27 protein-coding genes and 1 pseudogene are annotated in these 25,265 nt (G+C 61.3%); 15 read left to right on the forward strand and 13 right to left on the reverse strand.

The genetic code is table 11. From position 1 onward, the window contains the following. Window positions 1-21 precede the first annotated feature (21 nt). Entirely contained in the window at window positions 22-351 is a 330-nt protein-coding gene (locus PspS34_RS07500) for an EscU/YscU/HrcU family type III secretion system export apparatus switch protein (protein ID WP_150813437.1), read from the reverse strand. Continuing rightward, window positions 348-1,922, reverse strand: a complete 1,575-nt coding sequence (locus PspS34_RS07505; protein WP_154860749.1) for a flagellar hook-length control protein FliK — start codon at window positions 1,920-1,922, stop codon at window positions 348-350. Before PspS34_RS07505 ends, PspS34_RS07500 begins: the two co-directional genes overlap by 4 nt. A gap of 199 nt (window positions 1,923-2,121) precedes the next feature. Between PspS34_RS07505 and ccmA the strand changes: the two genes are divergently transcribed. The 11 genes from ccmA to phnN all read left to right on the forward strand — a co-directional run bounded on the left by ccmA (window position 2,122) and on the right by phnN (window position 10,564). Then, window positions 2,122-2,757, forward strand: coding sequence for a cytochrome c biogenesis heme-transporting ATPase CcmA (ccmA, locus tag PspS34_RS07510; protein ID WP_057715865.1), 636 nt, complete (start codon window positions 2,122-2,124; stop codon window positions 2,755-2,757). After that, window positions 2,754-3,422 (forward strand): heme exporter protein CcmB, encoded by a 669-nt coding sequence (gene ccmB / locus PspS34_RS07515; RefSeq protein WP_007983326.1) that lies wholly within the window; start codon window positions 2,754-2,756, stop codon window positions 3,420-3,422. The genes ccmA and ccmB overlap by 4 nt, the downstream gene beginning before the upstream one ends. A gap of 73 nt (window positions 3,423-3,495) precedes the next feature. Further along, complete coding sequence (locus PspS34_RS07520) at window positions 3,496-4,251, forward strand: heme ABC transporter permease (protein ID WP_102669713.1); 756 nt, start codon at window positions 3,496-3,498, stop codon at window positions 4,249-4,251. Beyond that, window positions 4,248-4,424 (forward strand): heme exporter protein CcmD, encoded by a 177-nt coding sequence (ccmD, locus tag PspS34_RS07525; RefSeq protein ID WP_057715863.1) that lies wholly within the window; start codon window positions 4,248-4,250, stop codon window positions 4,422-4,424. The genes PspS34_RS07520 and ccmD overlap by 4 nt, the downstream gene beginning before the upstream one ends. Further along, window positions 4,421-4,876 carry a cytochrome c maturation protein CcmE gene (gene ccmE, locus PspS34_RS07530; RefSeq protein WP_008052305.1) on the forward strand — a complete coding sequence of 152 codons (456 nt, stop codon included), beginning with the start codon at window positions 4,421-4,423 and terminating at the stop codon, window positions 4,874-4,876. Before ccmD ends, ccmE begins: the two co-directional genes overlap by 4 nt. 3 nt (window positions 4,877-4,879) lie before the next feature. After that, on the forward strand, window positions 4,880-6,868 hold the full coding sequence (locus PspS34_RS07535; RefSeq protein ID WP_057715862.1) for a heme lyase CcmF/NrfE family subunit: 1,989 nt from the start codon (window positions 4,880-4,882) through the stop codon (window positions 6,866-6,868). Next, window positions 6,865-7,401: a DsbE family thiol:disulfide interchange protein gene (locus PspS34_RS07540; protein WP_150724492.1), complete on the forward strand. Its 537-nt coding sequence runs from the start codon at window positions 6,865-6,867 to the stop codon at window positions 7,399-7,401. Before PspS34_RS07535 ends, PspS34_RS07540 begins: the two co-directional genes overlap by 4 nt. After that, complete coding sequence (locus PspS34_RS07545; RefSeq protein ID WP_102669711.1) at window positions 7,398-7,871, forward strand: cytochrome c-type biogenesis protein; 474 nt, start codon at window positions 7,398-7,400, stop codon at window positions 7,869-7,871. Before PspS34_RS07540 ends, PspS34_RS07545 begins: the two co-directional genes overlap by 4 nt. After that, window positions 7,864-9,066 (forward strand): c-type cytochrome biogenesis protein CcmI, encoded by a 1,203-nt coding sequence (gene ccmI, locus PspS34_RS07550; RefSeq protein WP_154947859.1) that lies wholly within the window; start codon window positions 7,864-7,866, stop codon window positions 9,064-9,066. Before PspS34_RS07545 ends, ccmI begins: the two co-directional genes overlap by 8 nt. Before the next feature lie 14 nt (window positions 9,067-9,080). Next, the gene (locus PspS34_RS07555) at window positions 9,081-9,488 is read left to right on the forward strand and encodes a hypothetical protein (protein WP_079246789.1); all 408 of its coding nucleotides are present in this window, start codon (window positions 9,081-9,083) and stop codon (window positions 9,486-9,488) included. A gap of 524 nt (window positions 9,489-10,012) precedes the next feature. Continuing rightward, window positions 10,013-10,564 (forward strand): phosphonate metabolism protein/1,5-bisphosphokinase (PRPP-forming) PhnN, encoded by a 552-nt coding sequence (phnN, locus tag PspS34_RS07560; RefSeq protein WP_150813443.1) that lies wholly within the window; start codon window positions 10,013-10,015, stop codon window positions 10,562-10,564. A 14-nt stretch (window positions 10,565-10,578) separates the two neighbouring features. Here phnN and PspS34_RS07565 read toward each other — a convergent pair. Continuing rightward, window positions 10,579-10,863, reverse strand: a pseudogene (locus PspS34_RS07565) (LysR substrate-binding domain-containing protein); the annotation flags it as partial. A 60-nt stretch (window positions 10,864-10,923) separates the two neighbouring features. Then, complete coding sequence (locus PspS34_RS07570; RefSeq protein ID WP_150813444.1) at window positions 10,924-12,129, reverse strand: MFS transporter; 1,206 nt, start codon at window positions 12,127-12,129, stop codon at window positions 10,924-10,926. A 139-nt stretch (window positions 12,130-12,268) separates the two neighbouring features. Here PspS34_RS07570 and PspS34_RS28780 point away from each other — a divergent pair, with 139 nt between their 5' ends. Further along, complete coding sequence (locus tag PspS34_RS28780; RefSeq protein WP_256355609.1) at window positions 12,269-12,394, forward strand: hypothetical protein; 126 nt, start codon at window positions 12,269-12,271, stop codon at window positions 12,392-12,394. A gap of 129 nt (window positions 12,395-12,523) precedes the next feature. On the opposite strand, the gene PspS34_RS07575 is transcribed toward PspS34_RS28780, so the two are convergent. The 8 genes from PspS34_RS07575 to gcl form a co-directional block, all read right to left on the reverse strand. Continuing rightward, window positions 12,524-13,522 (reverse strand): sulfate ABC transporter substrate-binding protein, encoded by a 999-nt coding sequence (locus PspS34_RS07575; RefSeq protein WP_102669706.1) that lies wholly within the window; start codon window positions 13,520-13,522, stop codon window positions 12,524-12,526. Window positions 13,523-13,613: 91 nt separating this feature from the next. Beyond that, a complete protein-coding gene (locus PspS34_RS07580; RefSeq protein WP_090453869.1) occupies window positions 13,614-14,438 on the reverse strand; it encodes an ion transporter in 825 nt (274 codons plus the stop codon). 21 nt (window positions 14,439-14,459) lie between these two features. Next, window positions 14,460-15,374 (reverse strand): urea transporter, encoded by a 915-nt coding sequence (locus tag PspS34_RS07585; protein ID WP_090457776.1) that lies wholly within the window; start codon window positions 15,372-15,374, stop codon window positions 14,460-14,462. A gap of 150 nt (window positions 15,375-15,524) precedes the next feature. Continuing rightward, complete coding sequence (pyk, locus tag PspS34_RS07590; RefSeq protein ID WP_090453871.1) at window positions 15,525-16,940, reverse strand: pyruvate kinase; 1,416 nt, start codon at window positions 16,938-16,940, stop codon at window positions 15,525-15,527. After that, complete coding sequence (locus PspS34_RS07595) at window positions 16,930-18,210, reverse strand: glycerate kinase (protein ID WP_057715851.1); 1,281 nt, start codon at window positions 18,208-18,210, stop codon at window positions 16,930-16,932. Before PspS34_RS07595 ends, pyk begins: the two co-directional genes overlap by 11 nt. Window positions 18,211-18,368: 158 nt before the next feature. Then, the gene (locus PspS34_RS07600) at window positions 18,369-19,262 is read right to left on the reverse strand and encodes a 2-hydroxy-3-oxopropionate reductase (RefSeq protein WP_057715850.1); all 894 of its coding nucleotides are present in this window, start codon (window positions 19,260-19,262) and stop codon (window positions 18,369-18,371) included. A gap of 136 nt (window positions 19,263-19,398) precedes the next feature. Further along, window positions 19,399-20,181 (reverse strand): hydroxypyruvate isomerase, encoded by a 783-nt coding sequence (hyi, locus tag PspS34_RS07605; protein ID WP_090453874.1) that lies wholly within the window; start codon window positions 20,179-20,181, stop codon window positions 19,399-19,401. Between the two features lie 138 nt (window positions 20,182-20,319). Beyond that, window positions 20,320-22,095, reverse strand: a complete 1,776-nt coding sequence (gene gcl / locus PspS34_RS07610; protein WP_057715848.1) for a glyoxylate carboligase — start codon at window positions 22,093-22,095, stop codon at window positions 20,320-20,322. Window positions 22,096-22,363: 268 nt separating this feature from the next. On the opposite strand from gcl, the gene PspS34_RS07615 reads away from it, so the two are divergent. Together PspS34_RS07615 and PspS34_RS07620 are read left to right on the forward strand one after the other, a co-directional pair. Beyond that, on the forward strand, window positions 22,364-22,804 hold the full coding sequence (locus PspS34_RS07615; protein WP_150757696.1) for a heme-binding protein: 441 nt from the start codon (window positions 22,364-22,366) through the stop codon (window positions 22,802-22,804). Window positions 22,805-23,000: 196 nt separating this feature from the next. Further along, a complete protein-coding gene (locus tag PspS34_RS07620) occupies window positions 23,001-23,459 on the forward strand; it encodes a transposase (RefSeq protein ID WP_154860747.1) in 459 nt (152 codons plus the stop codon). A 110-nt stretch (window positions 23,460-23,569) separates the two neighbouring features. On the opposite strand, the gene PspS34_RS07625 is transcribed toward PspS34_RS07620, so the two are convergent. Continuing rightward, a complete protein-coding gene (locus PspS34_RS07625) occupies window positions 23,570-24,178 on the reverse strand; it encodes a TetR/AcrR family transcriptional regulator (protein WP_150814896.1) in 609 nt (202 codons plus the stop codon). A 134-nt stretch (window positions 24,179-24,312) separates the two neighbouring features. Between PspS34_RS07625 and PspS34_RS07630 the strand changes: the two genes are divergently transcribed. Then, entirely contained in the window at window positions 24,313-25,227 is a 915-nt protein-coding gene (locus PspS34_RS07630; RefSeq protein WP_150814895.1) for a DUF808 domain-containing protein, read from the forward strand. The last annotated feature ends 38 nt before the right edge of the window (window positions 25,228-25,265 follow it).

The raw sequence follows: 25,265 nt of genomic DNA on the forward strand, positions 1-25,265 counted from the left end.
CGCGAAGGCGCCCTCGAATCCTCAGTAGTCTTCCCCGCGCTCGGTAACATCCTTCTCGACCATCAGCGCATCCGCATCCTGCCCCGCCGGAAACCTCCCCTTCAAACTCCACGCAAACGCAATGATCTCGGCAATCGTCAGATAGAGTTCCTGCGGAATGCTGTCTCCCAGTTCCATGCGCGCCAACAGTCTCACCAGTTCGGCGTTTTCGTAGATCGGCACTTCGCAGTCGCGGGCAATGCGCAGGATTTCTTCCGCCAGCTCTTCGTCGCCTTTGGCGGTGAGGGTGGGGGCGTGGGTGCCGTCGTATTTGAGGGCGATGGCCTGGCGTGGGGTGTTGGGGTTGTTCATGCGGTTTCGTCCACCCAGCGTTGTTCGAGGCGGGTTTGCGGGCCTTGGGGCGGTGCACCGAGGTGGCAATCGAGGTCGCCGACGTTCAGACCGACGGACAGCAGGCGATCACGCAGCCCGGCCAAATTGCTTTCGATCAGGCTGGCGGTGTATGGCCGCTCGGCCCAGAGCTGGCCGCAGAGGCTGCCCTTGATCAGTTGCGCCTGGATTTGCAGCGGCCCCAAAGGCTCCATGGCGAAGGCCAGCTCCACACGCCACAGTTGTTGCTTGGGTTCGTGTTCTTCGCGACGTTCCTTTGGCTGTTGTTTTTCGGCGGCGTCTTCGCGCTGGAACTTGACCTGCAAGGGCACGATGTCCTGCATATTGCGCATCGGGATTTCCAGCTGCCAGGTGCTCATCAGCCGCCCGTCGGCGGTTACGCCGGTTTGTTCCAGACTCGACAGTTGATGGCTTTGCAGGCGCGAAACCGCGGCGGCGGCCAGGCGAAGCAGGTGTTCGAGGTCGTTTTCACCGTCGGCGCCTTTTAACAGACGTTCGGGCAGCGGGAAACCGGTCGGCGATGGCTTGGCACTGACCTGACCGAGCATGCCCAGGGCATTGCGGACAAAATTCGGCATGGCCTGGGCCAGGGTATTGGCGGCGATGATCGCGCCGAGGCTGGTGTTGGCCGGCAAGCCCTGACTCAACTGCGCAACCAGTTTGAGCAAATCGCCTTTCATGTCCGGCGCGAGCGTCGGGTTTTGCCCGGTCAGCAGTTTGCTTTCGAGAAACATGCCGCTGCTGGCCAGGGCCTGGGCCAGGCCCTTGGGGGTGCTCAACTGTTGAACATCCGGCAAGCCGGCGAGCAAACGGGCAGCAGCGCTGCGCAATTCAACGGATGTCTGGTCCGAGGGCGGAAGATTCTGCAGGTGCTTGAGCAAGCTAGCCAGCGAGCCCTGGCGGCTTTGCTGGTCGACCAGTTGCCGGGTCACCGCCAGTTGTTCCTGTCGGCTGCTCAGGGGCACGAACTTCACTGTCTGGGCGTCCTGCACCTGTGCGCTCAACAAGGTGCCGATGCGCAAGGGTTGCGGGCTGTAGATACTCAGTGTGCTGCCGCTCAGTGCGGTGTTGAGCAGGCCCACCATCGAGCGAAACACCATGGGCTGGCCGGGCACCTGGGGCAGCATTTGCGAGGTCAGCACTTTGCCCTGCAGCAGGGTGCCAACGGGCAGTTGCGCGGTGTCGAGGCGGGTGAGGGTGGCGACGTTGGAAGCAATGGCCTGTTGCACCGTCACGGCCAGGTTGCCGGCCGAGGGCTGGGTGACGACCAGCGTGGTGCCTTGGGCCAGCGGTTGATTGCTGGTGGTGTGGACCGTGGCCTGGCGGCCGCTGTCGAGGGTGACCTTGAGCAGCATCTGGAAAGTCTGGTCCGCCTGCTTGAGCGACAACACTTCGGCCTGGGCGGTTTGACCGACGCTGATCAGCCCTTCCACCGGCGTCAGCAACTTGAGCAACTCACCGCTGACCACCTGCGGGCGCGAAGTCGCCGGGAGGGTTTGCGGTAGCGGGAGGATGTTCATTTCGCCTGTCATACGCGGTCACAACCTGAGGAAAATGCACTCTTTAGAGTAAGGTATGGCATGTATAATGCCGCGCCGTTGTATCCAATAATGGCGAAAACTTTGCAATTCTTTGACGCAGCTCTCTAGAACAAGACGCCATTGCATCTATGCTGCATCTCTTTAACGGCCGCGCCAGAGCCGACTTGAACCGTATAAGGCCCGTGATCCCTTGACCAGTCCTGTCCTGCAAACCGTTGCCCTTGCCTGTGAGCGAGACCTTCGGCTGCTCTTCGAAAATCTCGATTTGAGACTGGCCAGTGGCGAAATGATGCAAATCAGTGGCCCCAACGGCAGCGGCAAGACCAGCCTGTTGCGCCTGCTCTCCGGGCTGATGCATCCGACCGCCGGTCAAGTGCTGCTCAACGGCAAGCCCCTTGATGAGCAGCGCGCTGAGCTGGCGCGCAATCTGCTGTGGATCGGCCATGCGGCGGGAATCAAGGATCTGCTGACACCGGAAGAGAACCTGAGTTGGCTCTGCGCCCTGCATCAACCGGCCTCCCGTGAGGCGATCTGGCAAGCCTTGGCGGCGGTCGGCTTGCGCGGATTCGAAGATGTTCCCTGCCACACTCTGTCCGCTGGGCAGCGGCGTCGCGTCGCACTGGCGCGTTTGTATCTGGACAGCCCGCCGTTGTGGATTCTCGATGAGCCGTTCACCGCTCTCGACAAGCAAGGCGTGGCGCAACTCGAAGAACACCTGGCCGGCCACTGCGAACGTGGCGGCATGGTGGTGTTGACCACCCACCACACGCTGAGCCGGATGCCGGCCGCTTATCGCGACATCGATCTGGGGAATTGGGCCGTATGAGTGTTTTTGGCCTGTTGGTCGCCCGTGAGGCCCGTCTGCTGTTTCGCCGTCCCGCGGAGCTGGCCAATCCGCTGGTGTTTTTCGCCATCGTCGTTTCCTTGTTCCCGTTGGCGGTCGGACCCGAGTCTCAATTGTTGCAAACCTTGTCTCCGGGGTTGGTCTGGGTCGCGGCACTTTTATCGGTTCTGCTCTCGCTGGACGGGCTTTTCCGCAGTGATTTCGAAGACGGATCCCTTGAGCAGTGGGTCCTTTCGCCGCACCCCCTGCCTCTTCTGGTTTTGGCCAAAGTGCTGGCACACTGGGCTTTTTCCGGTCTGGCACTGGTTTTGCTCGCACCCTTGCTGGCGCTGATGCTCGGTTTGCCTGCCGCCTGTCTGCCGGTGTTGCTGCTTTCGTTGCTGCTCGGTACACCGGTACTGAGCCTGCTCGGTGCGGTGGGTGCGGCGCTGACAGTAGGTTTGAAGCGCGGCGGCCTGTTGCTGGCACTGCTGATTCTGCCGTTGTACATCCCGGTATTGATCCTTGGCAGTGGCGCCTTGCAGGCGGCCTTGCAGGGAATGCCGGCGACCGGTTATCTCCTATGGCTTGGCAGCCTGACCGCCTTGGCGATAACCCTGACACCTTTTGCAATAGCCGCTGGCTTGAAGATCAGCGTCGGCGAATAATGAGGTCTGGTCAAAAATTGATCAGTAAAGGCCCTGGCTCTTCACAGTAAAGAGCAACCGTGATGGAAACAGTATGAACTGGACGTGGTTTCACAAGCTTGGCTCGCCCAAATGGTTTTACGGCATCAGCGGCAAAATGCTGCCCTGGCTGAGCGTTGCGGCGTTGCTGCTGATCGGCGTTGGCGTGGTCTGGGGCCTGGCCTTCGCGCCGCCGGACTACCAGCAGGGCAACAGCTTTCGCATCATCTATATCCACGTTCCGGCCGCCATGCTGGCGCAGTCCATCTACGTGATGCTGGCCGTGTGCGGCATCGTCGGCCTTGTGTGGAAGATGAAACTGGCCGACGTCGCCCTGCAATGCGCGGCGCCCATCGGCGCCTGGATGACCGCCGTGGCGCTGGTCACCGGGGCGATCTGGGGCAAGCCGACCTGGGGTTCGTGGTGGGTTTGGGATGCACGCCTTACGTCCATGCTTATCCTGCTGTTCCTGTACTTCGGTCTCATTGCATTGGGTAACGCCATCAGCAATCGTGACAGCGCGGCCAAGGCCTGTGCGGTGCTGGCGATCGTTGGTGTGATCAACATCCCGATCATCAAGTACTCGGTGGAGTGGTGGAACACACTGCACCAGGGCGCGACCTTCACCCTCACCGAAAAACCGGCGATGCCAGCCGAGATGTGGCTGCCACTGCTGCTGACGGCGCTGGGTTTCTACTGTTTCTTCGGCGCGGTCCTGCTGCTGCGCATGCGTCTTGAAGTGCTCAAGCGCGAAGCCCGGGCCAGTTGGGTCAAAACCGAAGTCGAAAACAGCCTGGAGGTCGCTCGATGAGTTTTGCTTCATTCGGCGACTTCGTCGCCATGGGTCATCATGGCCTGTATGTCTGGTCAGCCTATGGCATCTGCCTGGCGGTATTGGCCCTCAACGTGGCGGCGCCGATCCTGGCCCGCAAGCGGTATCTGCAACAAGAGGCGCGCCGTCTGCGCCGGGAGAACGGCAAGTGAATCCGCTGCGTAAAAAGCGTCTTATCATCATTCTCGCGATCCTGGTCGGGGTCGGCGCTGCCGTTGGCCTGGCCCTGAGCGCCCTGCAGCAGAACATCAACCTGTTTTACACACCGACCCAGATCGCCAACGGCGAAGCCCCGCAAGACACTCGCATCCGCGCCGGCGGCATGGTCGAGGCCGGTTCCTTGCAGCGCTCCGGCGACTCGCTGGACGTGAAGTTTGTCGTCACCGACTTCAACAAATCCGTGACCATCACTTATCGCGGCATCCTGCCGGACCTGTTCCGCGAAGGGCAGGGCATCGTCGCCTTGGGTAAGCTCAATGCCGATGGTGTGGTGGTGGCCGATGAAGTGCTGGCCAAGCACGATGAAAAGTACATGCCGCCGGAAGTGACCAAGGCGTTGAAAGACAGCGGCCAGTCGGCACCCACTCCCGCGAAAGAGGGCTAACTGATGACAGCTGGAATCTTCATTCCCGAATTGGGCCACCTGGCCATGATCCTGGCGCTGTGTTTCGCGCTGGTTCAGGCCGTGGTGCCATTGGTCGGTGCCTGGCGCGGTGACCGCTTCTGGATGAGTCTGGCCCAGCCGGCCGCGTGGGGGCAGTTCGCGTTCTTGCTGTTCGCCTTCGGTTGCCTGACCTACGCTTTCATGGTCGACGATTTCTCCGTGGCCTACGTGGCCAACAACTCCAACAGTGCCTTGCCGTGGTACTACAAGTTCAGCGCCGTGTGGGGTGCCCACGAAGGTTCCCTGCTGTTGTGGGCCTTGATTCTCGGCGGCTGGACCTTTGCGGTGTCGGTGTTTTCCCGGCAGTTGCCGCAGGTCATGCTGGCCCGCGTGCTGGCGGTGATGGGCATGATCAGTACCGGTTTCCTGCTGTTCCTGATCATGACCTCCAACCCGTTCAAGCGCATCCTGCCGCAAATGCCCACCGACGGTGCCGACCTCAACCCGCTGCTGCAAGACATCGGCCTGATCGTTCACCCGCCGATGCTGTACATGGGCTACGTCGGCTTCTCGGTGGCCTTCGCCTTCGCCATCGCCGCGTTGATGGGCGGTCGCCTGGACGCCGCCTGGGCGCGCTGGTCGCGTCCGTGGACCATCGTGGCCTGGGCGTTCCTCGGTATTGGTATCACCCTTGGTTCGTGGTGGGCCTATTACGAACTCGGCTGGGGTGGCTGGTGGTTCTGGGACCCGGTGGAAAACGCCTCGTTCATGCCATGGCTGGTGGGCACCGCACTGATTCACTCGTTGGCGGTCACGGAAAAACGTGGCGTGTTCAAAAGCTGGACTGTGTTGCTGGCCATCGCCGCTTTCTCCTTGAGCCTGCTGGGCACCTTCCTCGTGCGTTCCGGCGTGCTGACCTCGGTGCACGCCTTTGCGTCCGACCCGGAGCGCGGGGTGTTCATCCTGATTTTCCTGCTGTTCGTGGTCGGTGGTTCGCTGACGCTGTTCGCCCTGCGCGCGCCGGTGGTCAAGAGCCAGGTGGGCTTCAACCTCTGGTCCCGGGAAACCCTGCTGCTGGGTAACAACCTGGTGCTGGTGGTGGCCGCGTCGATGATCCTGCTCGGCACCTTGTATCCGCTGATTCTGGATGCCATGACCGGCGCCAAGCTGTCCGTCGGCCCGCCATACTTCAACGCGCTGTTCATTCCGTTGATGGCATTGCTGATGGTGGTGATGGCGGTCGGCGTGATCGTGCGCTGGAAAGACACGCCGGTGAAATGGCTGGTAAGCATGCTCACCCCGGTCCTGCTCGGCAGTGCCGCGCTGGCCGTAGTGGCCGGCATCGCCTACGGCGATTTCAACTGGGCCGTGCTCGCGACCTTCATGCTCGCTGCCTGGGTGTTGCTGGCCGGCGTGCGTGACATCTTCGACAAGACTCGCCACAAGGGCCTGATCAAAGGACTGCCAACCCTGACCCGCAGCTACTGGGGCATGCAGATCGCGCACCTGGGCATCGCCGTGTGTGCGCTGGGTGTCGTGCTGTCGAGCCAGAACAGTGCCGAGCGCGATCTGCGCCTGGCGCCCGGCGAATCCATGGACCTGGGCGGCTATCAGTTCGTCTTCGAAGGCGCCAAACACTTCGAAGGCCCGAACTTCACCTCCGACAAGGGCACCGTGCGAGTGATCCGCAACGGCAAGGAAATCAGCGTGCTGCACCCGGAAAAACGCCTGTATACCGTGCAGAACTCGGTAATGACCGAAGCGGGCATCGACGCCGGTTTCACCCGCGACCTCTATGTCGCCCTCGGTGAACCACTGGGTAATGGCGCCTGGGCCGTGCGCGTGCACGTCAAGCCGTTCGTGCGCTGGATCTGGTTCGGCGGCTTGCTGACAGGCGCTGGCGGGTTGCTGGCGGCGCTGGATCGGCGTTATCGGGTCAAGGTCAAAAGCCGCGTGCGCGAAGCACTGGGCATGTCGGGAGCCACTGCATGAAGCGTTGGTTGATGTTGCTGCCACTGGCGATTTTTCTGGTGGTCGCTGTATTCCTTTACCGTGGGTTGTACCTGGATCCGGCCGAGCTGCCTTCGGCCATGATCAACAAGCCGTTCCCGGAATTTTCCCTGCCGTCGGTGCAGGGCGACAAGACCCTGACCCGCGCTGACATTCTGGGCAAACCGGCGCTGGTCAACGTCTGGGGCACCTGGTGCATTTCCTGCCGGGTCGAGCACCCGGTGTTGAACAAACTGGCCCAGCAGGGCGTGGTGATCTACGGCATCAACTACAAGGACGTCAACGCCGATGCCTTGAAGTGGCTGAAGGACTTCCACAATCCGTATGCGCTGGACATTCGTGACGACGAAGGCTCGCTGGGCCTGAATCTCGGCGTGTACGGCGCACCGGAAACCTTCTTCATCGACGCCAAGGGCATCATCCGTGACAAGTTCGTCGGCGTGATCGACGAGCAGGTCTGGCGTGAAAAACTGGCGGGCAAGTACCAGGCGCTGGTCGACGAGGCCAAGCCATGAAGCGCTGGATCGCTGCCGTTGTCCTGGGCTTGAGCCTGGCGGGCGTGGCCCACGCGGCCATCGACACCTACGAGTTCGCCAAGGAAGAAGATCGCGAGCGTTTCCGCGAGTTGACCAAGGAGCTGCGTTGCCCCAAGTGCCAGAATCAGGACATCGCCGATTCCAACGCACCGATTGCCGCCGACTTGCGCAAAGAGATTTTCCGCATGCTCGGCGAGGGCAAGGACAACCAGCAGATCATCGACTTCATGGTCGATCGCTACGGTGATTTCGTCCGCTACAAGCCTGCGCTGAACGCCAAGACCGCCTTGCTCTGGTTCGGCCCCGCCGGCCTGCTGCTGGGCGGTGTCGTGATCATCGCGGTGATCGTCCGCCGTCGTCGCGTGCAACGCGCCGGCACCCCGGACTCGCTTTCTGCCGAGGAGCGCTCGCGCCTCGACCACCTGTTGGATAAAACCAAGAATGATTGATTTCTGGCTCGCTGCAGGTCTGCTGCTTCTGGTTGCCCTGAGTTTTCTGTTGATCCCGGTGCTGCGCAGCCGTCGCGCCCAGCGCGAAGAGGATCGTACCGCCCTGAACGTCGCGCTGTATCAGGAGCGCGTGGCTGAGTTGCAGACTCAGCAGGAAGAGGGCGTGCTCGATGCCGCGCAAATGGACGCCGGTCGCGCCGAAGCTGCCCGTGAGTTGCTGGCGGACACCGAAGGCGCTGAAGCGCCACGGGTGTCGCGTCTGGGCAAACCCTTGCCGTTGCTGGCGGCCATTCTGGTGCCGGTGCTGGGCCTGGGCCTGTATCTGCATTTCGGTGCCAGCGACAAGGTCGAACTGACCCGCGAGTTCTCCCAGGCACCCCAGTCGATGGAAGAGATGACGCGGCGCCTGGAACGTGCGGTCGCCGCTCAACCGGATTCCGCTGAAGGCATGTATTTCCTCGGTCGCACCTACATGGCCCAGGATCGCCCGGCGGACGCGGCGAAAATGTTCGAACGCACCGTGGGTCTGGCCGGTCGCCAGCCCGAGTTGCTCGGTCAATGGGCCCAGGCCCAGTACTTCGCCGATGGCAAGAAGTGGTCGGACAAGGTCCAGGCCCTGACCGACGAAGCGCTCAAGACCGATCCGAAAGAAGTCACCAGCCTTGGCTTGCTTGGCATTGCCGCGTTTGAAAGCGAGCGTTATCAGGACGCCATCGATTACTGGAATCGCCTGTTGGCGCAGCTGCCGCCGGAGGACAAGTCCCGCGAGGCGCTGCAAGGCGGAATTACCCGGGCCACGGAAAAGCTGGTGGCCAGTGGCGGCAAGGTTGCACAAGCACCGGCGGCCAAGGCCTCGGCGTTGCTCAAGGTCAGTGTCGATCTGGCCGCGGACCTCAAATCCAAGGTCCAGCCTGGCGACAGCGTGTTCATCTTCGCCCGTGCGATCTCCGGTCCTCCAGCCCCGCTGGCGGTCAAGCGCATGACCGTGGCCGACCTGCCGGTAACCGTCGAACTGGGCGATGCCGACGCAATGATGCCGCAATTGAAACTGTCGAACTTCCCTGAAGTCCAACTGGTTGCGCGCATTTCCCGTGCCGGCAAACCGACCGCCGGCGAATGGATTGGTCGCAGCCAGCCCCTGGCCAGCAGCACCACCGCGCCGCAGACACTGACCATCGACAGCCCGGATAAATAACAGGAAACGCCACCATGACCGCCATTGCTCGTATTGCCCTGCTCAGCGCTGTTTTGGGGTTAAGCGCTTGTGCGGTCCAGCAACCAACGGAACATCAGGCACCACCACCGTTCCCGCCGTCGCAGCCCAGCCCCACGCCATCGACGTCGCCTGTACCGAGCAAGCCGACCATCCCGGCCAAACCCTCCAAGCCGTTGCCACGCACTTCTGCCAGCTTCGCGCCACCACCGGGGGGCAATAGCCATTGGGATCCGAAGCTCGGGGTGTATGTGCTTGATGACCAGCCCAATACCTTTTATCGCCAACGTACCTATTACCGCTGGGATAATGGTTGGAGTCGGTCGATTAGTCCGCAAGGGCCGTGGGAAGATACTGACATCCAGGGTGTACCGGGTGGCTTGGGGCGAAAATTCGGGCAGTAACGCAAAAAAGGCGACCTTCGGGTCGCCTTTTTTGTGCCTGCTGGAATGTGATGGGTGGGTCACTGCTCAATTCTGTGAGAGCGAGCTTGCTCGCGATGGACGTCAACGATAACGCGGGCTGTTTGAATCCCCGCGGTGTCCCGGCGTTTTTCGCGAGCAAGCTCGCTCCTACAGGGGGAACGCGTTCAATTGCGATCAGGCCGGCCAGTAGGCTGCCTCGCTTTTGCTTTGGCTTTTGATCTTCTTGCCCTCTCGAGAGGCCGAACGTGAGGGGCAAGAGCCCTTGGTTACTTGGGGAATTGCCAAGTAACCCGCCGTAATTGGATGGACTCGCCCGCGCCGAGGCGTCAATGCTCTGCGAGGACACCCTTGGCGTATACCGAGACCCGCTGGAAAACCCGCTGGTGCAACCGGTGTCGGTGATGGATCATACGCCGGGCCTGCGGGCTGATCTGGCGCAAGCGCAATCAGGACGGTCTGCCGTGGATCCGGCAAACAGGGCGACAAATGAAGAGGGTGGTTTGATGGCGGGCAGGTTGATCTATCTCATCGGGCCTTCAGGTTCGGGCAAGGACAGCCTGCTGGATGCCGCGCGAACACGGTTGGCCGAAAGCGGCTGCCGTATCGTGCGGCGGGTCATCACGCGCTCGGCGGAAGCCGTGGGCGAAGCGGCGCTGGGCGTCAGTGAACAGCAGTTCGCCGAAATGGAGGCCCAGGGCGCGTTTGCCCTGAGCTGGCACGCCAACGGATTGTCCTATGGCATCCCACGGGAAATCGACAATTGGCTGGCCGCCGGGCAGGACGTGCTGATCAATGGTTCTCGCGGGCATTTGCAGAACACGCGCCTGCGCTATCCGAACGCGTTGGTGCTGTTGTTGACTGTGGATCAGGCAGTACTGCGCCAGCGCTTGCTGGAACGCGGGCGGGAATCGCCGATCGAGATCGACCAGCGGTTGGCACGCAATGCCAGATTCAGCGAGCAATTGCTGGCGGAGGACCCGGCCGTGCACGTGCTCGACAACTCAGGGCCGCTTGAGCAAACGGTCGAACGGTTGCTGGTCTGCATTGACGAGTAACTCCCGGCTGCCTGTCAGGCCTTCCAGGCCAACAACCCCTGCACATACTCCACGAATGCCCGAGCGTTGGCGCTGGCCATTCTCCCTGTAGGGAAAACCGTCCACAAATCCAGGTCCGGCAGTGTCCAGTCCTTCATCACTTCCCGAACCGAACCGTCGGCCAGTTCCGGCGCAAACATCCATTGCGAGGCCATGGCCAGCCCTTGGTGGGCCAGCACGGCTTCTCGCAGGCCTTCGGCGGCATTGACGCGGATCCGGCCGCTGACGATGACCGATTGCTCCTCGCCGGCCTTGTTGAACGGCCGATCCACTGTGGGAGCGAGCCTGCTCCGGGCGGCGATCCGACCGGGTTTTGAGGCTTACGCCGTCGCCAGCGAAGCCTTCTGCGAAACACTCAAGAACCGCAACAACGCCAACAGCGGAAACGCGCTGCCGACGATCACGATCCACAACCAGCCACCGTGTTCGTACACCGCGCTGGCCACCGAAGAGCCGAAGGCGCCGCCGATGAAGATGCTGGTCATGTACAGCGCATTCAGGCGGCTGCGGCTTTTGCCGTCGAGGGCGTAGACGGCGCGCTGGCCGAGGACCATGTTCATCTGCACGCAGAAGTCGAGCACCACGCCGGTCACCGCCAGGCCGATGACGCTGTAGACCGGATGGATAAACGCCGGCATGAAACTCAGGCTGGCAAACAGCAGGGCCAGCAACGATGCGATGCGGGTGTGACCGGCATCGGCCAGGCGACCGGCGATCGGGGCAGCAATGGCGCCGATGGCCCCGACCAGGGCGAAGATCGCGATCTCGCTTTGCGACAAACCGTGATTGCGCGCCAGTTCCAGCGGCACGGCGGTCCAGAACAGGCTGAAGGTGGCAAACATGCAGCCTTGGTAAAACGCACGCTGGCGCAGGACCGGTTGCTTGCGCAAAAGCGTCCACAGAGAGCCCAGCAACTGGCCATAGGAGGCGCTGTGATCAGGCTCACGCTTGGGAATGGTCACGGCCAGCACGATGCTGATGGCCGCCATCAACACCGCGGCAATCACAAACATCGCCCGCCAGCCGAAGTGGTCGGCCACCACGCTGGACACCGGTCGGGCCAGCAGAATGCCGAGCAACAACCCACCCATGATCCCGCCCACCACACGGCCACGGGTTTCTTCCGGTGCCAGGTGCGCGGCCAACGGAATCAGGATTTGCACCGAAACCGAACTGAAGCCCACCAACAGCGAAATCAGCAAAAACACGTTCGGCTGGTCGGTAAACGCCGCACCTAGCAGGCTGACAATTGCCACCAGCGTGGTGATGATCATCAACCGGCGGTTCTCCAGCAGATCCCCCAGCGGCACCAGGAAAAACAGTCCCAGCGCATAGCCGATCTGAGTCAAGGAAACGATCAGGCTGGCCATGGTGTTGGTCAGGCCAATGTCCGGCGCGATCAGGCCGATGATCGGCTGGGCGTAGTAGATATTGGCGACAATGGCGCCGCAGCAGAAGGCGAACAGCAGCACCATGCCTCGGGTCATTGTCGCGGTGCCGTGGGACACCTGGGTCGCTGGGTTCATAACGGGTCTCGCTGTACGGAAAGGAATGCGCGCAGGCTAATGGGCTGACTGAAACGGCGGAAGTGGGATTGGAGTGATAGCAATCATTCCATTGCGGAATGACTGACGAACGCGTGTGTCTTGCGTCAGAACATCGAGGGTGAATGATACATTCACTTACATCTTGTTCGTGAAGATCGTGACCTTTGTGACGCCGGGCGCTGACGGCACGCTCACCGCCCAATCCATTTCGGCGGGCAAGGATGACGTGACGCCGCCGATGTAGCGGGATGTCGCAGAACCTGTGGGAGCGAGCTTGCTCGCGATAGCGTAATGGCAGTCAACGACGATGCTGACTGTTCAATTGTCATCGCGAGCAAGCTCGCTCCCACAGAAGTTGCAGTGTTTCAGCCGATTACTTGCCGCTGTAGATCTGGTCGAAAACCCCGCCATCATTGAAGTGGGTCTTCTGCACGGTGCGCCAGTCGCCGAAGGTCTTCTCGACCGACAGGAAGTCTACTTTCGGGAAACGGTCGGTGTACTTGGCCAGCACGGCTGGGTCACGCGGGCGCAGGTAGTTTGCCGCGGCAATTTCCTGACCTTCCGGCGACCACAAGTACTTCAGGTATTCCTCGGCCGCTGCACGGGTGCCTTTTTTGTCGACGGTCTTGTCGACCACCGACACCGGTGGCTCGGCTTCGGCGGAAACGCTTGGGTAGATGACTTCGAACTGATCACGGCCGAACTCGCGGGCGATCATTTCCGCTTCATTCTCGAACGTCACCAATACGTCGCCGATCTGGTTGGTCATGAAAGTAGTCGTCGCGGCGCGGCCACCGGTATCCAGCACCGGCGCTTGTTTGAACAGCTTGCCGACGAAATCTTTGGCCTTGTTCTCGTCGCCGCCGTTTTTCAGCACGTAGCCCCAGGCCGACAGGTAGGTGTAGCGACCGTTGCCGGAGGTTTTCGGGTTCGGGACGATGACCTGAACGCCGTCCTTGAGCAGGTCCGGCCAGTCTTTCAGGGCTTTCGGGTTGCCCTTGCGCACGATGAACACGGTGGCCGAGGTGAACGGCGCGCTGTTGTTCGGCAGGCGCGTGACCCAGTTGTCCGGGACCAGTTTGCCATTGTCCGCCAGGGCGTTGATGTCGGTGGCCATGTTCATGGTGATGACGTCGGCCGGCAAGCCGTCGATGACCGAACGCGCCTGTTTGCTGGAGCCGCCGAAGGACATTTGCAGGGTGATGTTTTCGTTGTGCTCGGCTTGCCAGTGTTTCTGGAACGCAGTGTTGTAGTCCTTGTAGAAATCGCGCATCACGTCGTAGGAAACGTTGAGCAGGGTCGGTGCAGCCTGGGCGATGTTGCCCAGGGCCAGGCCAGCGGCGATAAGCGAGGCGCCAAAGAGTTTTTTCACTGCGCATTCCTTGTTCTATTAAAAGTGGGGCAATTTGCCAGCGACTATAACTGGGCTCGTATAGTCCTTTAAAGATTAAAAAGCTCTTTGCTTATTCCCGTTTCCTGAACAGCGCATTACCGCAACGGGAGCAGAACGACGCCTCCGGCTCATGGCTGTCCTTGGCGCACACCGGGCAGTGGTGCTGCAACTGGCCGCCACGCATGGCCGTGGCCAGTTCGGCGGTGAAGATCCCGGTGGGCACGGCGATGATCGAGTAACCGGTGATCATCACCATCGACGAGATGACCTGACCCAGTGCGGTCTTGGGCACGATGTCGCCGTAACCGACGGTGGTCAACGTCACGATAGCCCAGTAAATGCCCTTGGGAATGCTGGTGAAGCCATGTTGCGGGCCTTCGACCACATACATCAGGGTGCCGAACACCGTCACCAGGGTGCAGACGCTGAGCAGGAACACAAGGATCTTCTGCTTGCTGCCACGCAGGGCATCGAGCAGGTAATGAGCTTGCTTGAGGTACGGGCCGAGCTTGAGCACGCGGAAGATCCGCAGCATCCGGATCACCCGGATGATCAGCAGGTACTGGGCATCGCTGTAGTACAGCGCGAGGATGCCGGGCACGATGGCCAGCAGGTCCACCAGCCCATAGAAACTGAAGGCGTAGCGCAGGGGCTTGGGCGAGCAGTACAGGCGCAGGATGTACTCGCCGAGGAAGATCGCCGTGAAGCCCCACTCGATGTACGCCAGCAGGCTGGCGTAGTGCTGGTGAACGTCATCGATGCTGTCCAGAATCACGACTACCAGGCTGGCGAAGATGATCAGCAGCAGGGTGGAGTCGAAGCGTCGACCGGCGACGGTGTCGGTCTGGAAAATAATCACGTACAGGCGATTACGCCACGTGTCGTTGCTGATCATGCACATCGCCTTGGCCGCAAATCAGCGCAGCCTAGGTTGATTCTCCCCGGGAGCGCAAGGCGCGCTTTCGACTGTGGCTTTGCCGAGCATTTGAATAACACTGCGAATCAGCCAGCCGGCAAGAATGAACGGCGCGGTCAGGGTGGGCAGACCGATGGCGGCAAACAGCGGCGTCAGCAGCAGCGCCAGGCCGATGCCAACCAGCGGCAGCCACGGTTGGCGACGCTGCGAGCTGAAGGCGAGGGCGGCCAGCACGGCGTTATAGCCACCGAGGCCGAGCAGTGCGGTATAGAAATCGTGGTTCAGCAGGCTCCAGCCCATGCCCGCGACTGAGGCCAGCAACGCCCAGCAGAATGCGCGGCGATCAGCGATCAGCAAACCGGCGGCAATCATCGCACCGGCCAGCGGATGACCGAGGAACATCACCTGGCCGAGGCCTTTGAGTGGCGCGGCGAGCATGTTCAGGGTGCTGACTTCGATCAAATGCGGCTCTGTCGAGGGCGTGGCGAAGCACAGCAGCAACCAGCCCAGCCCAACGAAGGGCGCGGTGTAGGCTGGCAGGTATTGGCTGAACCGGACGCGCTTGAGCCACTGTTGGGTGACCATCGCGCTCAGGCCACCGGCGGCCAGAATCAGTGGCGGCATCATCGCCGACCAGGGGAAATACAGGCTCAGCAACAGTCCGAGCAGCACGCCGTTGTAGCTGAACAACCCGGCCTGACGATCAGCCTTGGCATAGTTTCGGCGTTGCGCGGTGAGCAGCCCGGCAACACCACCGAGCAAGGCGCCGCCGAGCAAGGCGGGCGCAGTGAACAGGATGGCCAGGACGCACAGCAGACCGCACAGCGGATTGCGCTGGAGAAAGATCTGGCTGAAGCCGTTGAGCAAGGCTTCGGCCCAGTCGGGGCAGTGGGTGTTGAAGTGATTGGCAGGCATGATGAAATCTGTGGTGTTTCCAGTGAATCGTGTCGCCTGCTTCGCGAGCAAGCCCGCTCCCACACTGAATCTTTGTTCAGTCATTGATTCTGTGGTGCACATAGATCAACTGTGGGAGCGGGCTTGCTCGCGAAGAGGCCAGTTCAGGCGCTAGATCAACGTCTCAATGCGCAAAGAGTTAGTCGATCCCGGCTGCCCAAAGGGCACACCGGCGGTGATCAATAACGTGTCGCCACGCTGCGCCATGCCTTGGGCCTGGGCAATTTCCAGTGCCGTCGAGCAGACTTCATCGACCTGACGCAGGCGGTCGTTGACCACCGAGTGCACACCCCACGCCACGCTCAGGCGACGGGCGGTCTGCAGGTTCGGTGTCAGGTTGAGGATTGGCACCGTCGGCCGCTCCCGCGCCGCACGCAGGCTCGACGCACCGGACTCGCTGTAGTTGACCAGCACCGCCACCGGCAGCACGTTGCTGATACGGCGAATGGCGCAGCTGATCGCATCGGAAACAGTCGCCTCGGCTTTCGGCCGGCTGACGTCGAGTTGAGTCTGATAGTCCGGACCGTTTTCCACCTGGCGGATGATCTTGCTCATCATCTGCACGGCTTCGAGCGGGTATTCGCCGGATGCGGTTTCCGCCGACAGCATCACCGCGTCCGCACCTTCGGCCACGGCGTTGGCCACATCGGTGACTTCGGCGCGGGTTGGCGCGGGTGAGAAGCGCATCGACTCCAGCATCTGGGTGGCGACCACCACCGGTTTGCCGAGCTGGCGGCAGGTGCTGATGATGTTCTTCTGGATCTGCGGCACGCTTTCGGCCGGCACTTCCACACCCAGGTCACCCCGGGCGACCATGATCGCGTCGCTCAATTCGGCGATCTCGCGCAGTTGCTCGACGGCCGAGGGCTTCTCGATCTTGGCCATCAGGAACGCCTTGTCGCCGATCAGGGTACGGGCTTCGCGGATGTCATCGGGACGTTGCACGAACGACAGCGCCACCCAGTCCACACCCAACTCCAGACCGAAGGCCAAGTCGCGACGATCCTTGGCGGTCAGCGGGCTCAGGTCGAGCACCGCTTGTGGCACGTTCACGCCTTTGCGGTCCGACAGTTCGCCGCCATTGAGCACGGTGGTGTCGATGGCGTCGGCGTACTTGGTCACCACCCGCAGGCGCAACTTGCCATCGTCCAGCAGCAGGTCCATGCCCGGCTCCAGTGCGGCGATGATTTCCGGGTGGGGCAGGTTGACCCGGCGCTCATCGCCCGGTGTGGCATCGAGATCCAGGCGCAAGGCCTGGCCGCGAACCAGTTGCACCTTGCCTTCGGCGAACTTGCCGACCCGCAGTTTCGGGCCTTGCAGGTCCATCAGGATGCCCAATGGATAATTGAGCTGACGCTCGACTTCACGAATCCACTGGAAACGCTGGGCATGGTCAGCATGATCGCCATGGCTGAAGTTCAGGCGGAAGATGTTGACCCCGGCCAGCACCAGTTCACGGATGGCATCGATGCCATCGATGGCCGGGCCGAGCGTGGCGAGGATTTTGACCTTTTTATCAGGCGTCATGTTTAGTGCTCTCAAGGATCAGAATGGCGCGGAAGTCGTTGACGTTGGTTCGGGTCGGCTCGGTGACGATCAGGGCGTCCAGCGCCTCGAAGTAGCCGTAACCGTTGTTGTTATCCAACTCGTCGCTGGCGCTCAGGCCCTTTGCCGCGGCGCGGGCGTAGCTGTCCGGGGTCATGATCGCGCCGGCGTTGTCTTCGGAACCGTCGATGCCGTCGGTGTCACCGGCCAGTGCGTAGACGCCGGGCAGGCCCTTGAGGCTGTCGGTCAGGCTGAGCAGGAACTCGGCATTGCGCCCGCCACGGCCATTGCCGCGCACGGTGACGGTGGTTTCACCGCCCGAGAGAATCACGCAGGGCGCCGCCAGCGGCTGACCGTGCAGGACGATCTGCCGTGCGATGCCGGCGTGGACTTTCGCCACCTCGCGGGATTCGCCTTCAAGGTCGCCGAGGATCAGCGGACTGAACCCGGCCTGACGGCATTTCACCGCCGCCGCTTCAAGGGATTGCTGCGGGCGGGCGATCAACTGGAAATGACTGCGTGCCAGGCTCGGGTCGCCGGGTTTGACGGTTTCCGATTCGGGGCTTTGCAGCCAGGCGCGCACCGAAGCCGGAACCTCGATGGCGTAGCGTTTCAGGATCGCCAGCGCTTCGGCCGACGTGCTCGGGTCTGCCACGGTAGGGCCAGAGGCGATGACCGTGGCGAGGTCGCCCGGCACATCGGAAATAGCATAGGTATAAACCGTGGCAGGCCAGCAGGCTTTGCCCAGACGCCCACCCTTGATCGCCGAGAGGTGCTTGCGCACGCAGTTCATCTCGCCGATGGTGGCGCCGGACTTGAGCAGGGCTTTGTTGATCGACTGCTTGTCGGCCAGGGTGATGCCTTCGGCCGGCAGTGCCAGCAGGGCAGAGCCACCGCCGGAGAGCAGGAAGATCACGCGGTCGGATTCGTTCAGGTCGCTGACCAGTTCCAGCACACGCTTGGCCACCGCCAGACCTGCAGCGTCCGGTACCGGATGTGCGGCTTCGACCACTTCGATTTTTTCGCAAGGTGCGCCGTGACCGTAGCGGGTCACCACCAGGCCGGACACTTCACCCTGCCAGCAGCGCTCGACCACCTGGGCCATGGCGGCTGCGGCTTTGCCAGCACCGATGACGATCACGCGACCGCTGCGGTCAGCAGGCAAATGGGCTTCGAGGACTTGTTGCGGATGCGCCGCATCGATGGCTGTGGCAAACAGCTCGCGCAGCAATTGTTGCGGATCGACCGACATGGCGGGCTCCCGGAATTCTTGTTATTGGGGTTGTCGCGGACCTTGTGGGAGCGGGCTTGCTCGCGAAAGCGGTGGTTCAGTCAGTATCCATGTCGACTGACACTCCCTCTTCGCGAGCAAGCCCGCTCCCACAGGTTTGATGCAGGGTGGGACAGGGCTTACTTCTTGTCGCGAATCGAGAAGTTAGCCATGTGTTCCAGGCCCTTGATCAGCGCCGAGTGGTCCCAGTTGCTGCCACCGATGGCCGCGCAGGTGCTGAACACTTGCTGGGTGTTGGCGGTGTTCGGCAGGTTGATGTTCAGCTCCTTGGCGCCTTGCAGGGCCAGGTTCAGGTCCTTCTGGTGCAGGCTGATGCGGAAGCCTGGATCGAAGGTGCCCTTGATCATGCGCTCGCCATGCACTTCGAGGATCTTGGAGGACGCGAAACCGCCCATCAGTGCTTCACGCACCTTGGCCGGATCGGCACCGTTTTTCGAAGCGAACAGCAGGGCTTCGGCCACGGCCTGGATGTTCAGGGCCACGATGATCTGGTTGGCCACCTTGGCGGTTTGACCGTCGCCGTTGCCGCCGACCAGGGTGATGTTCTTGCCCATGGCCTGGAACAGTGGCAGGGCGCGCTCGAAGGCGTCGGCATCGCCGCCGACCATGATGCTCAGGGTCGCAGCCTTGGCGCCGACTTCACCGCCGGAGACCGGGGCGTCGAGGTATTGCGCGCCTTTTTCGTTGATCTTTGCTGCGAAAGCCTTGGTGGCGGTCGGCGAGATCGAGCTCATGTCGATCACCACTTTGCCTTTGCCAACACCGGCGGCAACGCCATCAGCGCGGAACAGTACGTCATCGACCTGTGGGGTATCCGGCACCATGACGATGATGAATTCGGCTTCCTGGGCGACTTCCTTCGGGTTCGCCAGGGCAACGGCGCCAGCAGCGACCAGGTCGGCAGGCGCAGGGTCGTGGTGGGCCGACAGGAACAGGCTGTGACCGGCTTTCTGCAGGTTCAACGCCATTGGGTGGCCCATGATGCCGGTGCCGATAAATCCGATTTTAGCCATGAGAAAATCCTCTTGTTTTTGTCTTTTGTAGGAGCGAGCTTGCTCGCGAAAAAACTCAACGAAAATGCGTACTGCTTGAGTAATCGCGGCGCCTGATCGTTCTTCGCGAGCAGGCTCGCTCCTACAGGGATATGTGTTAAATCGCGTTATGGGTTTTCAACCAGCCCAGGCCCGCTTCAGTGGTGGTCAGCGGCTTGTATTCGCAACCGACCCAGCCCTGGTAACCGATGCGGTCCAGGTGTTCGAACAGGAAGCGGTAGTTGATTTCACCGGTGCCTGGTTCGTTGCGCCCCGGGTTGTCCGCGAGCTGCACGTGGTTGATCTCGCCCAGGTGCGATTGCAGGGTGCGGGCCAGATCGCCTTCCATGATTTGCATGTGATAGATGTCGTATTGCAGGAACAGGTTGGCGCTGCCGACCTGCTCGCGAATCGACAGGGCTTGCGCCGTGTTGTTCAGGTAGAAACCTGGAATGTCACGGGTGTTGATCGCTTCCATCACCAGTTTGATGCCCGCCGCTTGCAGCTTGTCGGCTGCGTACTTGAGGTTGGCGACGAAGGTTTTCTCCACGGTGGCATCGTCAAAGCCCTGCGGACGAATACCGGCCAGGCAGTTGACCTGGGTGTTGCCCAGCACTTGCGCGTAAGCGATGGCCAGGTCGACACCGGCACGGAACTCTTCGACCCGGTCCGGCAGGCAGGCGATACCGCGCTCGCCCTTGGCCCAGTCGCCGGCCGGCAGGTTGAACAGCACTTGGGTCAGACCGTTGGCATCGAGCTGGGCCTTGATTTCGGCGGAGCTGAAGTCGTACGGGAACAGGTATTCGACACCACTGAAGCCGGCTTTGGCGGCCGCTTCGAAACGGGCAAGAAAGTCCTGTTCGGTGAACAGCATGGACAGGTTGGCTGCGAAACGCGGCATGGTGGTCTCCCAAATATGAGTGTGCTTCCCTGTGGGAGCGGGCTTGCTCGCGAAAGCGGTGTTTCAGTCAACATGTGTGTTGAGTGCGAAGCCGCCTTCGCGAGCAAGCCCGCTCCCACAGTGGGGAGCGATCAACAGTTAATCGAGCAACGAAATCGCAGTCGGTGCGTCGTCGCCGACCAGCGCCAGGTCTTCGAATTCGTTGACGGCGTTGATCTCGGTACCCATGGAAATGTTGGTCACGCGCTCCAGGATGATCTCGACGATCACCGGAACCTTGAACTCTTCGATCAGCTCCTGGGCCTTGCGCAGGGCAGGCTGGATCTGAGCCGGTTCGAACACACGCAGTGCCTTGCAGCCCAAGCCTTCGGCAACTGCGACGTGGTCCACACCGTAGCCGTTGAGTTCCGGCGCGTTCAGGTTGTCGAACGACAGCTGTACGCAGTAATCCATGTCGAAACCGCGCTGCGCCTGACGGATCAGACCCAGGTACGAGTTGTTTACCACCACATGAATGTACGGCAGCTTGAACTGCGCGCCCACTGCCAATTCTTCGATCATGAACTGGAAGTCATAGTCCCCCGACAGGGCCACGACTTTACGGTTCGGATCAGCCTTGACCACGCCCAGTGCTGCCGGAATGGTCCAGCCCAGAGGGCCTGCCTGACCGCAGTTGATCCAGTGACGCGGCTTGTAGACGTGCAGGAACTGCGCGCCGGCAATCTGCGACAGACCGATGGTGCTGACGTAGCAGGTGTCTTTGCCGAACACCTGGTTCATTTCTTCGTAAACGCGTTGCGGCTTGACCGGTACGTTGTCGAAGTGAGTCTTGCGCTGCAGGCTGGCTTTACGCTGCTGGCAGTCTTGCAACCAGGCGCTGCGGTTCTTCAGCTTGCCGGCGGCTTGCCATTCGCGAGCGACTTCGATGAACACGGTCAGCGCGGCGGCAGCGTCGGAAACGATGCCCAGGTCCGGGGTGAACACGCGGCCGATCTGGGTCGGTTCGATATCAACATGAATGAACTTGCGGCCTTCGGTGTACACGTCAACGGAACCGGTATGACGGTTGGCCCAGCGGTTGCCTACGCCCAGAACCACGTCGGACTTGAGCATGGTGGCGTTGCCGTAGCGGTGCGACGTCTGCAAGCCAACCATGCCTACCATCAACGGGTGATCGTCCGGGATGGCGCCCCAGCCCATCAGGGTCGGGATCACTGGAATACCGGTCAGTTCGGCGAACTCCACCAGCAGATCGGCGGCATCGGCATTGATGATGCCGCCACCGGCCACCAGCAATGGACGCTCGGCCTGATCCAGCATGGCCAGGGCCTTTTCAACCTGGACGCGGGTAGCGCTCGGCTTGGCCAATGGCAGTGGCTGGTAGGCGTCGATGTCGAATTCGATTTCGGCCATCTGCACGTCGAACGGCAGGTCGATCAGCACCGGGCCCGGACGGCCGGAGCGCATTTCATAGAAAGCTTTCTGGAACGCGTAAGGCACCTGGCCCGGTTCCATGACGGTGGTCGACCACTTGGTGACTGGCTTGACGATGGTGGTGATATCGACAGCCTGGAAGTCTTCCTTGTGCATACGGGCGCGGGGTGCCTGGCCTGTGATGCAGAGGATTGGAATCGAGTCGGCCGAGGCGCTGTAGAGCCCGGTGACCATGTCGGTACCGGCAGGGCCGGAAGTGCCGATGCACACGCCGATGTTGCCGGCCTTGGTGCGGGTGTAGCCCTCGGCCATGTGCGAGGCGCCTTCAACGTGGCGAGCGAGTACGTGATCGATGCCGCCGACCTTTTGCAGGGCGGAGTACAACGGGTTGATGGCGGCACCCGGGATGCCAAAAGCGGTATCGACCCCTTCACGGCGCATCACCAGAACGGCGGCTTCGATTGCTCTCATTTTGCTCATGGTTTTGTGCCTCTTTACGTTTTGTAATTGTATACAAGTGGCTTTGCGCAGAGTGTATTCACGGCGGACGGCGCAGGTCAATCCATTTTCTCAAGCGCTTGTTTCATTCGTCGGAAGCCCGTTCTGCTGTGGCTTTTCGTCGCATGTGGCGCCTTTCGATGATTATTGTATACAAAAAAATAATTCATTGTGTTCTATTTGTTGCATCGGGCTGCGGCACAACGGCGCAGTCCACCGACTTTCCGAAAAACAAAATGAGGACGGCACCATGAGCGCTTTAACCTTGAAAGTCGCAGTCAACCTGGTCAACGAGGCCATCACCGCCGGGCGTGCAATCTCTGCGGCACCCTTGACCATTGCGGTACTGGATGCCGGCGGGCATCTGATCACCCTGCAGCGCGAAGACGGCGCCAGCCTGCTGCGCCCGCACGTCGCCATCGGCAAAGCCTGGGGCGCCATCGCGCTGGGCAAGGGGTCGCGCCTGCTGGCGCTGGACGCCCAGCAACGCCCGGCGTTTATCGCCGCGTTGAACAGCCTGGGGCAGGGCAGCGTCGTGCCGGCACCGGGTGGTGTGCTGGTTCGCGATCAGGACGGGAACGTCCTGGGGGCGGTGGGGATCAGCGGCGATCTGTCGGATGTCGACGAGCAGTGCGCGATCAATGCCATCGAGGCGTTGGGGTTGGTGGCGGATGCGGGGGTGGCGGCTTGATCTGCGCTGACTGAACTACCGCTTTCGCGAGCAAGCCCGCTCCCACATTGGATCTCCAGCGCCCACCAATCCCCTGTGGGAGCGGGCTTGCTCGCGAAGGCAATTTCTCAGACACATCCAGCTAAAAGTCTGGCCCACCCTCCCATATTCCCTGGTCTAGCCTTTTGATGATTTCATCATGAGAGAGGGCAAGGGAATGCCTGAGCTGTCAGCTTCACACCGCCTGCGCATCGGCCGGTACGCCGAGCAAAACCGCATCTATCTACTGACTGCCAATACCCTGAAGCGAGAGCCCGTTTTCAGGGACTACCGCTTGGGCAGGTTGGTGGTGAATCACTTCAGGCAAGCGCAGAGTGAGGGATTTGCCGATTCCTTGGCCTGGGTGGTCATGCCCGATCATTTTCATTGGTTGATTCAGTTGCAAAAGGGGACGCTGGCGCAATTGATGTGTCAGGCGAAATCCCTGAGCACTCGAGCAGTCAATTCGGTGCTCGGAAGAACAGGTAGCCTTTGGCAGCAAGGCTTTCATGATCATGCGCTGCGAAAAGAGGAAGATCTGGTAAAGCTGGCTCGATATGTCGTGGCTAACCCGTTGCGGGCAGGGTTGGTCGAGAAGCTTGGCGACTATCCGTTGTGGGATGCGATCTGGGTTTGATCTAAAACCGAGTTGTCGCCATTCGCGAGCAAGCCCGCTCCCACACTGGATTTTCAGCGCCCACCAATCCGCTGTGGGAGCGGGCCTGCTGGCGAAGGCCGCGCCGCAGTCTACCGCTCGGGCTCACACCCTTTGAGTACCAACCGGATAATCGTCTGCGCCGCCGCTTCATAGTCCACTTCATCCAGCTTCGCCTTGCCGGTGATGGCGGTGATTTGCCAGTCGAAGTCGGCGTAGGTCTGGGTCGCGGCCCAGATGCTGAACATCAGGTGGTTGGGATCGATGGGGGCGATTTGCCCGCGGTCGATCCAGGTCTGGATGCACTCGATGTTGTGTTTGGCCTGGCCATTGAGCTGTTCGACCAGATCGCTGCTCAGGTGGGGGGCGCCGTGCATGATTTCGCTGGCGAACACCTTGGAGGCGAAAGGCAGGTCGCGGGAGATGCGGATTTTCGAGCGAATGTAGCCGCTGAGCACTTCACCGGGTTCGCCGTCCGGATTGAACGGTGTCGAGGCCTGCAGGATGGGCTCGATGATGCTTTCCAGAACCTCGCGGTAGAGGTTTTCCTTGGACTTGAAGTAGTAGTAGACGTTGGGCTTTGGCAATCCCGCCTTGGCTGCGATGTCGCTGGTTTTGGTCGCAGCGAAGCCTTTGTCGGCGAATTCCTCACTGGCGGCACGCAGGATCAGTTGTTTGTTGCGCTCGCGGATAGTGCTCATAAACCGGGTGATTCCTTGCCTGTTCTGGCGGTTGCGCATGGTATCACCGGCCTCGCGCGGCGCTCAAGAATGCACCGTAGGCTCTTATGTCGCGCTATGCTGCTGCGCATTCATTGCAGAAGGAAACCCGATTCATGGCAGGAAGCAGTTTGCTGGTGCTGATCGACGACATCGCGACCGTGCTGGATGACGTGTCCTTGATGACCCAAATGGCCGCCAAGAAAACGGCCGGCGTACTCGGTGACGACCTGGCGCTCAACGCTCAGCAAGTCAGTGGCGTGCGTGCCGAACGGGAAATCCCGGTGGTCTGGGCGGTCGCCAAGGGTTCGTTCATCAATAAACTGATCCTGGTGCCGTCGGCGCTGGCGATCAGTGCGTTCATTCCGTGGCTGGTCACACCGCTGTTGATGGTCGGCGGTGCCTATCTGTGCTTTGAAGGGTTTGAGAAGCTCGCCCACAAGTTCCTGCACAGCAAGGCTGAAGACGCCGCCGAGCATGCGCAGCTGGTTGAGGCGGTGGCCGATCCTGCCACCGATCTGGTGGCGTTCGAGAAGGACAAGATCAAAGGCGCGATCCGCACCGACTTCATTCTTTCGGCGGAAATCATCGCCATCACCCTCGGCACCGTGGCCGGCGCTCCATTAACCCAGCAAATCATCGTGCTTTCGGGCATTGCCATTGTCATGACGGTCGGCGTGTACGGATTGGTAGCGGGTATCGTCAAGCTCGACGACCTTGGCCTGTGGTTGACCCAAAAACCCGGGCAGATGGCGAAAAGCATCGGTGGCGGGATTCTGCGTGCGGCACCGTACATGATGAAGAGCCTGTCGGTGATCGGCACGGCGGCGATGTTTCTGGTGGGCGGCGGGATTCTCACCCACGGTGTGCCGGTGGTGCATCACTGGATCGAAAGTGTCGGTGCGGCGGCGGGTGGCGGCGGATTTATCGTGCCGGTGTTGCTCAATGGCGTGGCGGGGATTGTGGCGGGGGCGGTGGTGTTGGTTGGCGTGATGGCTGTCAGCAAGATCTGGAAGGCGCTGAAAGGCTGAAAGCAACACAAGGCAAATGTGGGAGCGGGCTTGCTCGC

Source organism: Pseudomonas sp. S34, from assembly GCF_009866745.1.
Lineage (GTDB): Bacteria > Pseudomonadota > Gammaproteobacteria > Pseudomonadales > Pseudomonadaceae > Aquipseudomonas > Aquipseudomonas jessenii.

Bases quoted from the DNA above. Each gene is read 5' to 3' on its own strand.
- PspS34_RS07520 (WP_102669713.1), top strand. From the start codon at position 3,496: ATGAACTGGACGTGGTTTCACAAGCTTGGCTCGCCCAAATGGTTTTAC.
- PspS34_RS07500 (WP_150813437.1), bottom strand. From the start codon at position 351: ATGAACAACCCCAACACCCCACGCCAGGCCATCGCCCTCAAATACGAC.
- gcl (WP_057715848.1), bottom strand. From the start codon at position 22,095: ATGAGCAAAATGAGAGCAATCGAAGCCGCCGTTCTGGTGATGCGCCGT.
- PspS34_RS07630 (WP_150814895.1), top strand. From the start codon at position 24,313: ATGGCAGGAAGCAGTTTGCTGGTGCTGATCGACGACATCGCGACCGTG.
- ccmI (WP_154947859.1), top strand. From the start codon at position 7,864: ATGATTGATTTCTGGCTCGCTGCAGGTCTGCTGCTTCTGGTTGCCCTG.
- PspS34_RS07555 (WP_079246789.1), top strand. From the start codon at position 9,081: ATGACCGCCATTGCTCGTATTGCCCTGCTCAGCGCTGTTTTGGGGTTA.
- ccmB (WP_007983326.1), top strand. From the start codon at position 2,754: ATGAGTGTTTTTGGCCTGTTGGTCGCCCGTGAGGCCCGTCTGCTGTTT.
- PspS34_RS07585 (WP_090457776.1), bottom strand. From the start codon at position 15,374: ATGCCTGCCAATCACTTCAACACCCACTGCCCCGACTGGGCCGAAGCC.
- PspS34_RS07620 (WP_154860747.1), top strand. From the start codon at position 23,001: ATGCCTGAGCTGTCAGCTTCACACCGCCTGCGCATCGGCCGGTACGCC.
- PspS34_RS07570 (WP_150813444.1), bottom strand. From the start codon at position 12,129: ATGAACCCAGCGACCCAGGTGTCCCACGGCACCGCGACAATGACCCGA.
- phnN (WP_150813443.1), top strand. From the start codon at position 10,013: ATGGCGGGCAGGTTGATCTATCTCATCGGGCCTTCAGGTTCGGGCAAG.
- PspS34_RS07505 (WP_154860749.1), bottom strand. From the start codon at position 1,922: ATGACAGGCGAAATGAACATCCTCCCGCTACCGCAAACCCTCCCGGCG.
- PspS34_RS07595 (WP_057715851.1), bottom strand. From the start codon at position 18,210: ATGTCGGTCGATCCGCAACAATTGCTGCGCGAGCTGTTTGCCACAGCC.
- hyi (WP_090453874.1), bottom strand. From the start codon at position 20,181: ATGCCGCGTTTCGCAGCCAACCTGTCCATGCTGTTCACCGAACAGGAC.
- PspS34_RS07580 (WP_090453869.1), bottom strand. From the start codon at position 14,438: ATGATCAGCAACGACACGTGGCGTAATCGCCTGTACGTGATTATTTTC.
- PspS34_RS07625 (WP_150814896.1), bottom strand. From the start codon at position 24,178: ATGAGCACTATCCGCGAGCGCAACAAACAACTGATCCTGCGTGCCGCC.
- PspS34_RS07600 (WP_057715850.1), bottom strand. From the start codon at position 19,262: ATGGCTAAAATCGGATTTATCGGCACCGGCATCATGGGCCACCCAATG.
- pyk (WP_090453871.1), bottom strand. From the start codon at position 16,940: ATGACGCCTGATAAAAAGGTCAAAATCCTCGCCACGCTCGGCCCGGCC.
- PspS34_RS07615 (WP_150757696.1), top strand. From the start codon at position 22,364: ATGAGCGCTTTAACCTTGAAAGTCGCAGTCAACCTGGTCAACGAGGCC.
- ccmD (WP_057715863.1), top strand. From the start codon at position 4,248: ATGAGTTTTGCTTCATTCGGCGACTTCGTCGCCATGGGTCATCATGGC.
- PspS34_RS07535 (WP_057715862.1), top strand. From the start codon at position 4,880: ATGACAGCTGGAATCTTCATTCCCGAATTGGGCCACCTGGCCATGATC.
- PspS34_RS07540 (WP_150724492.1), top strand. From the start codon at position 6,865: ATGAAGCGTTGGTTGATGTTGCTGCCACTGGCGATTTTTCTGGTGGTC.
- PspS34_RS07545 (WP_102669711.1), top strand. From the start codon at position 7,398: ATGAAGCGCTGGATCGCTGCCGTTGTCCTGGGCTTGAGCCTGGCGGGC.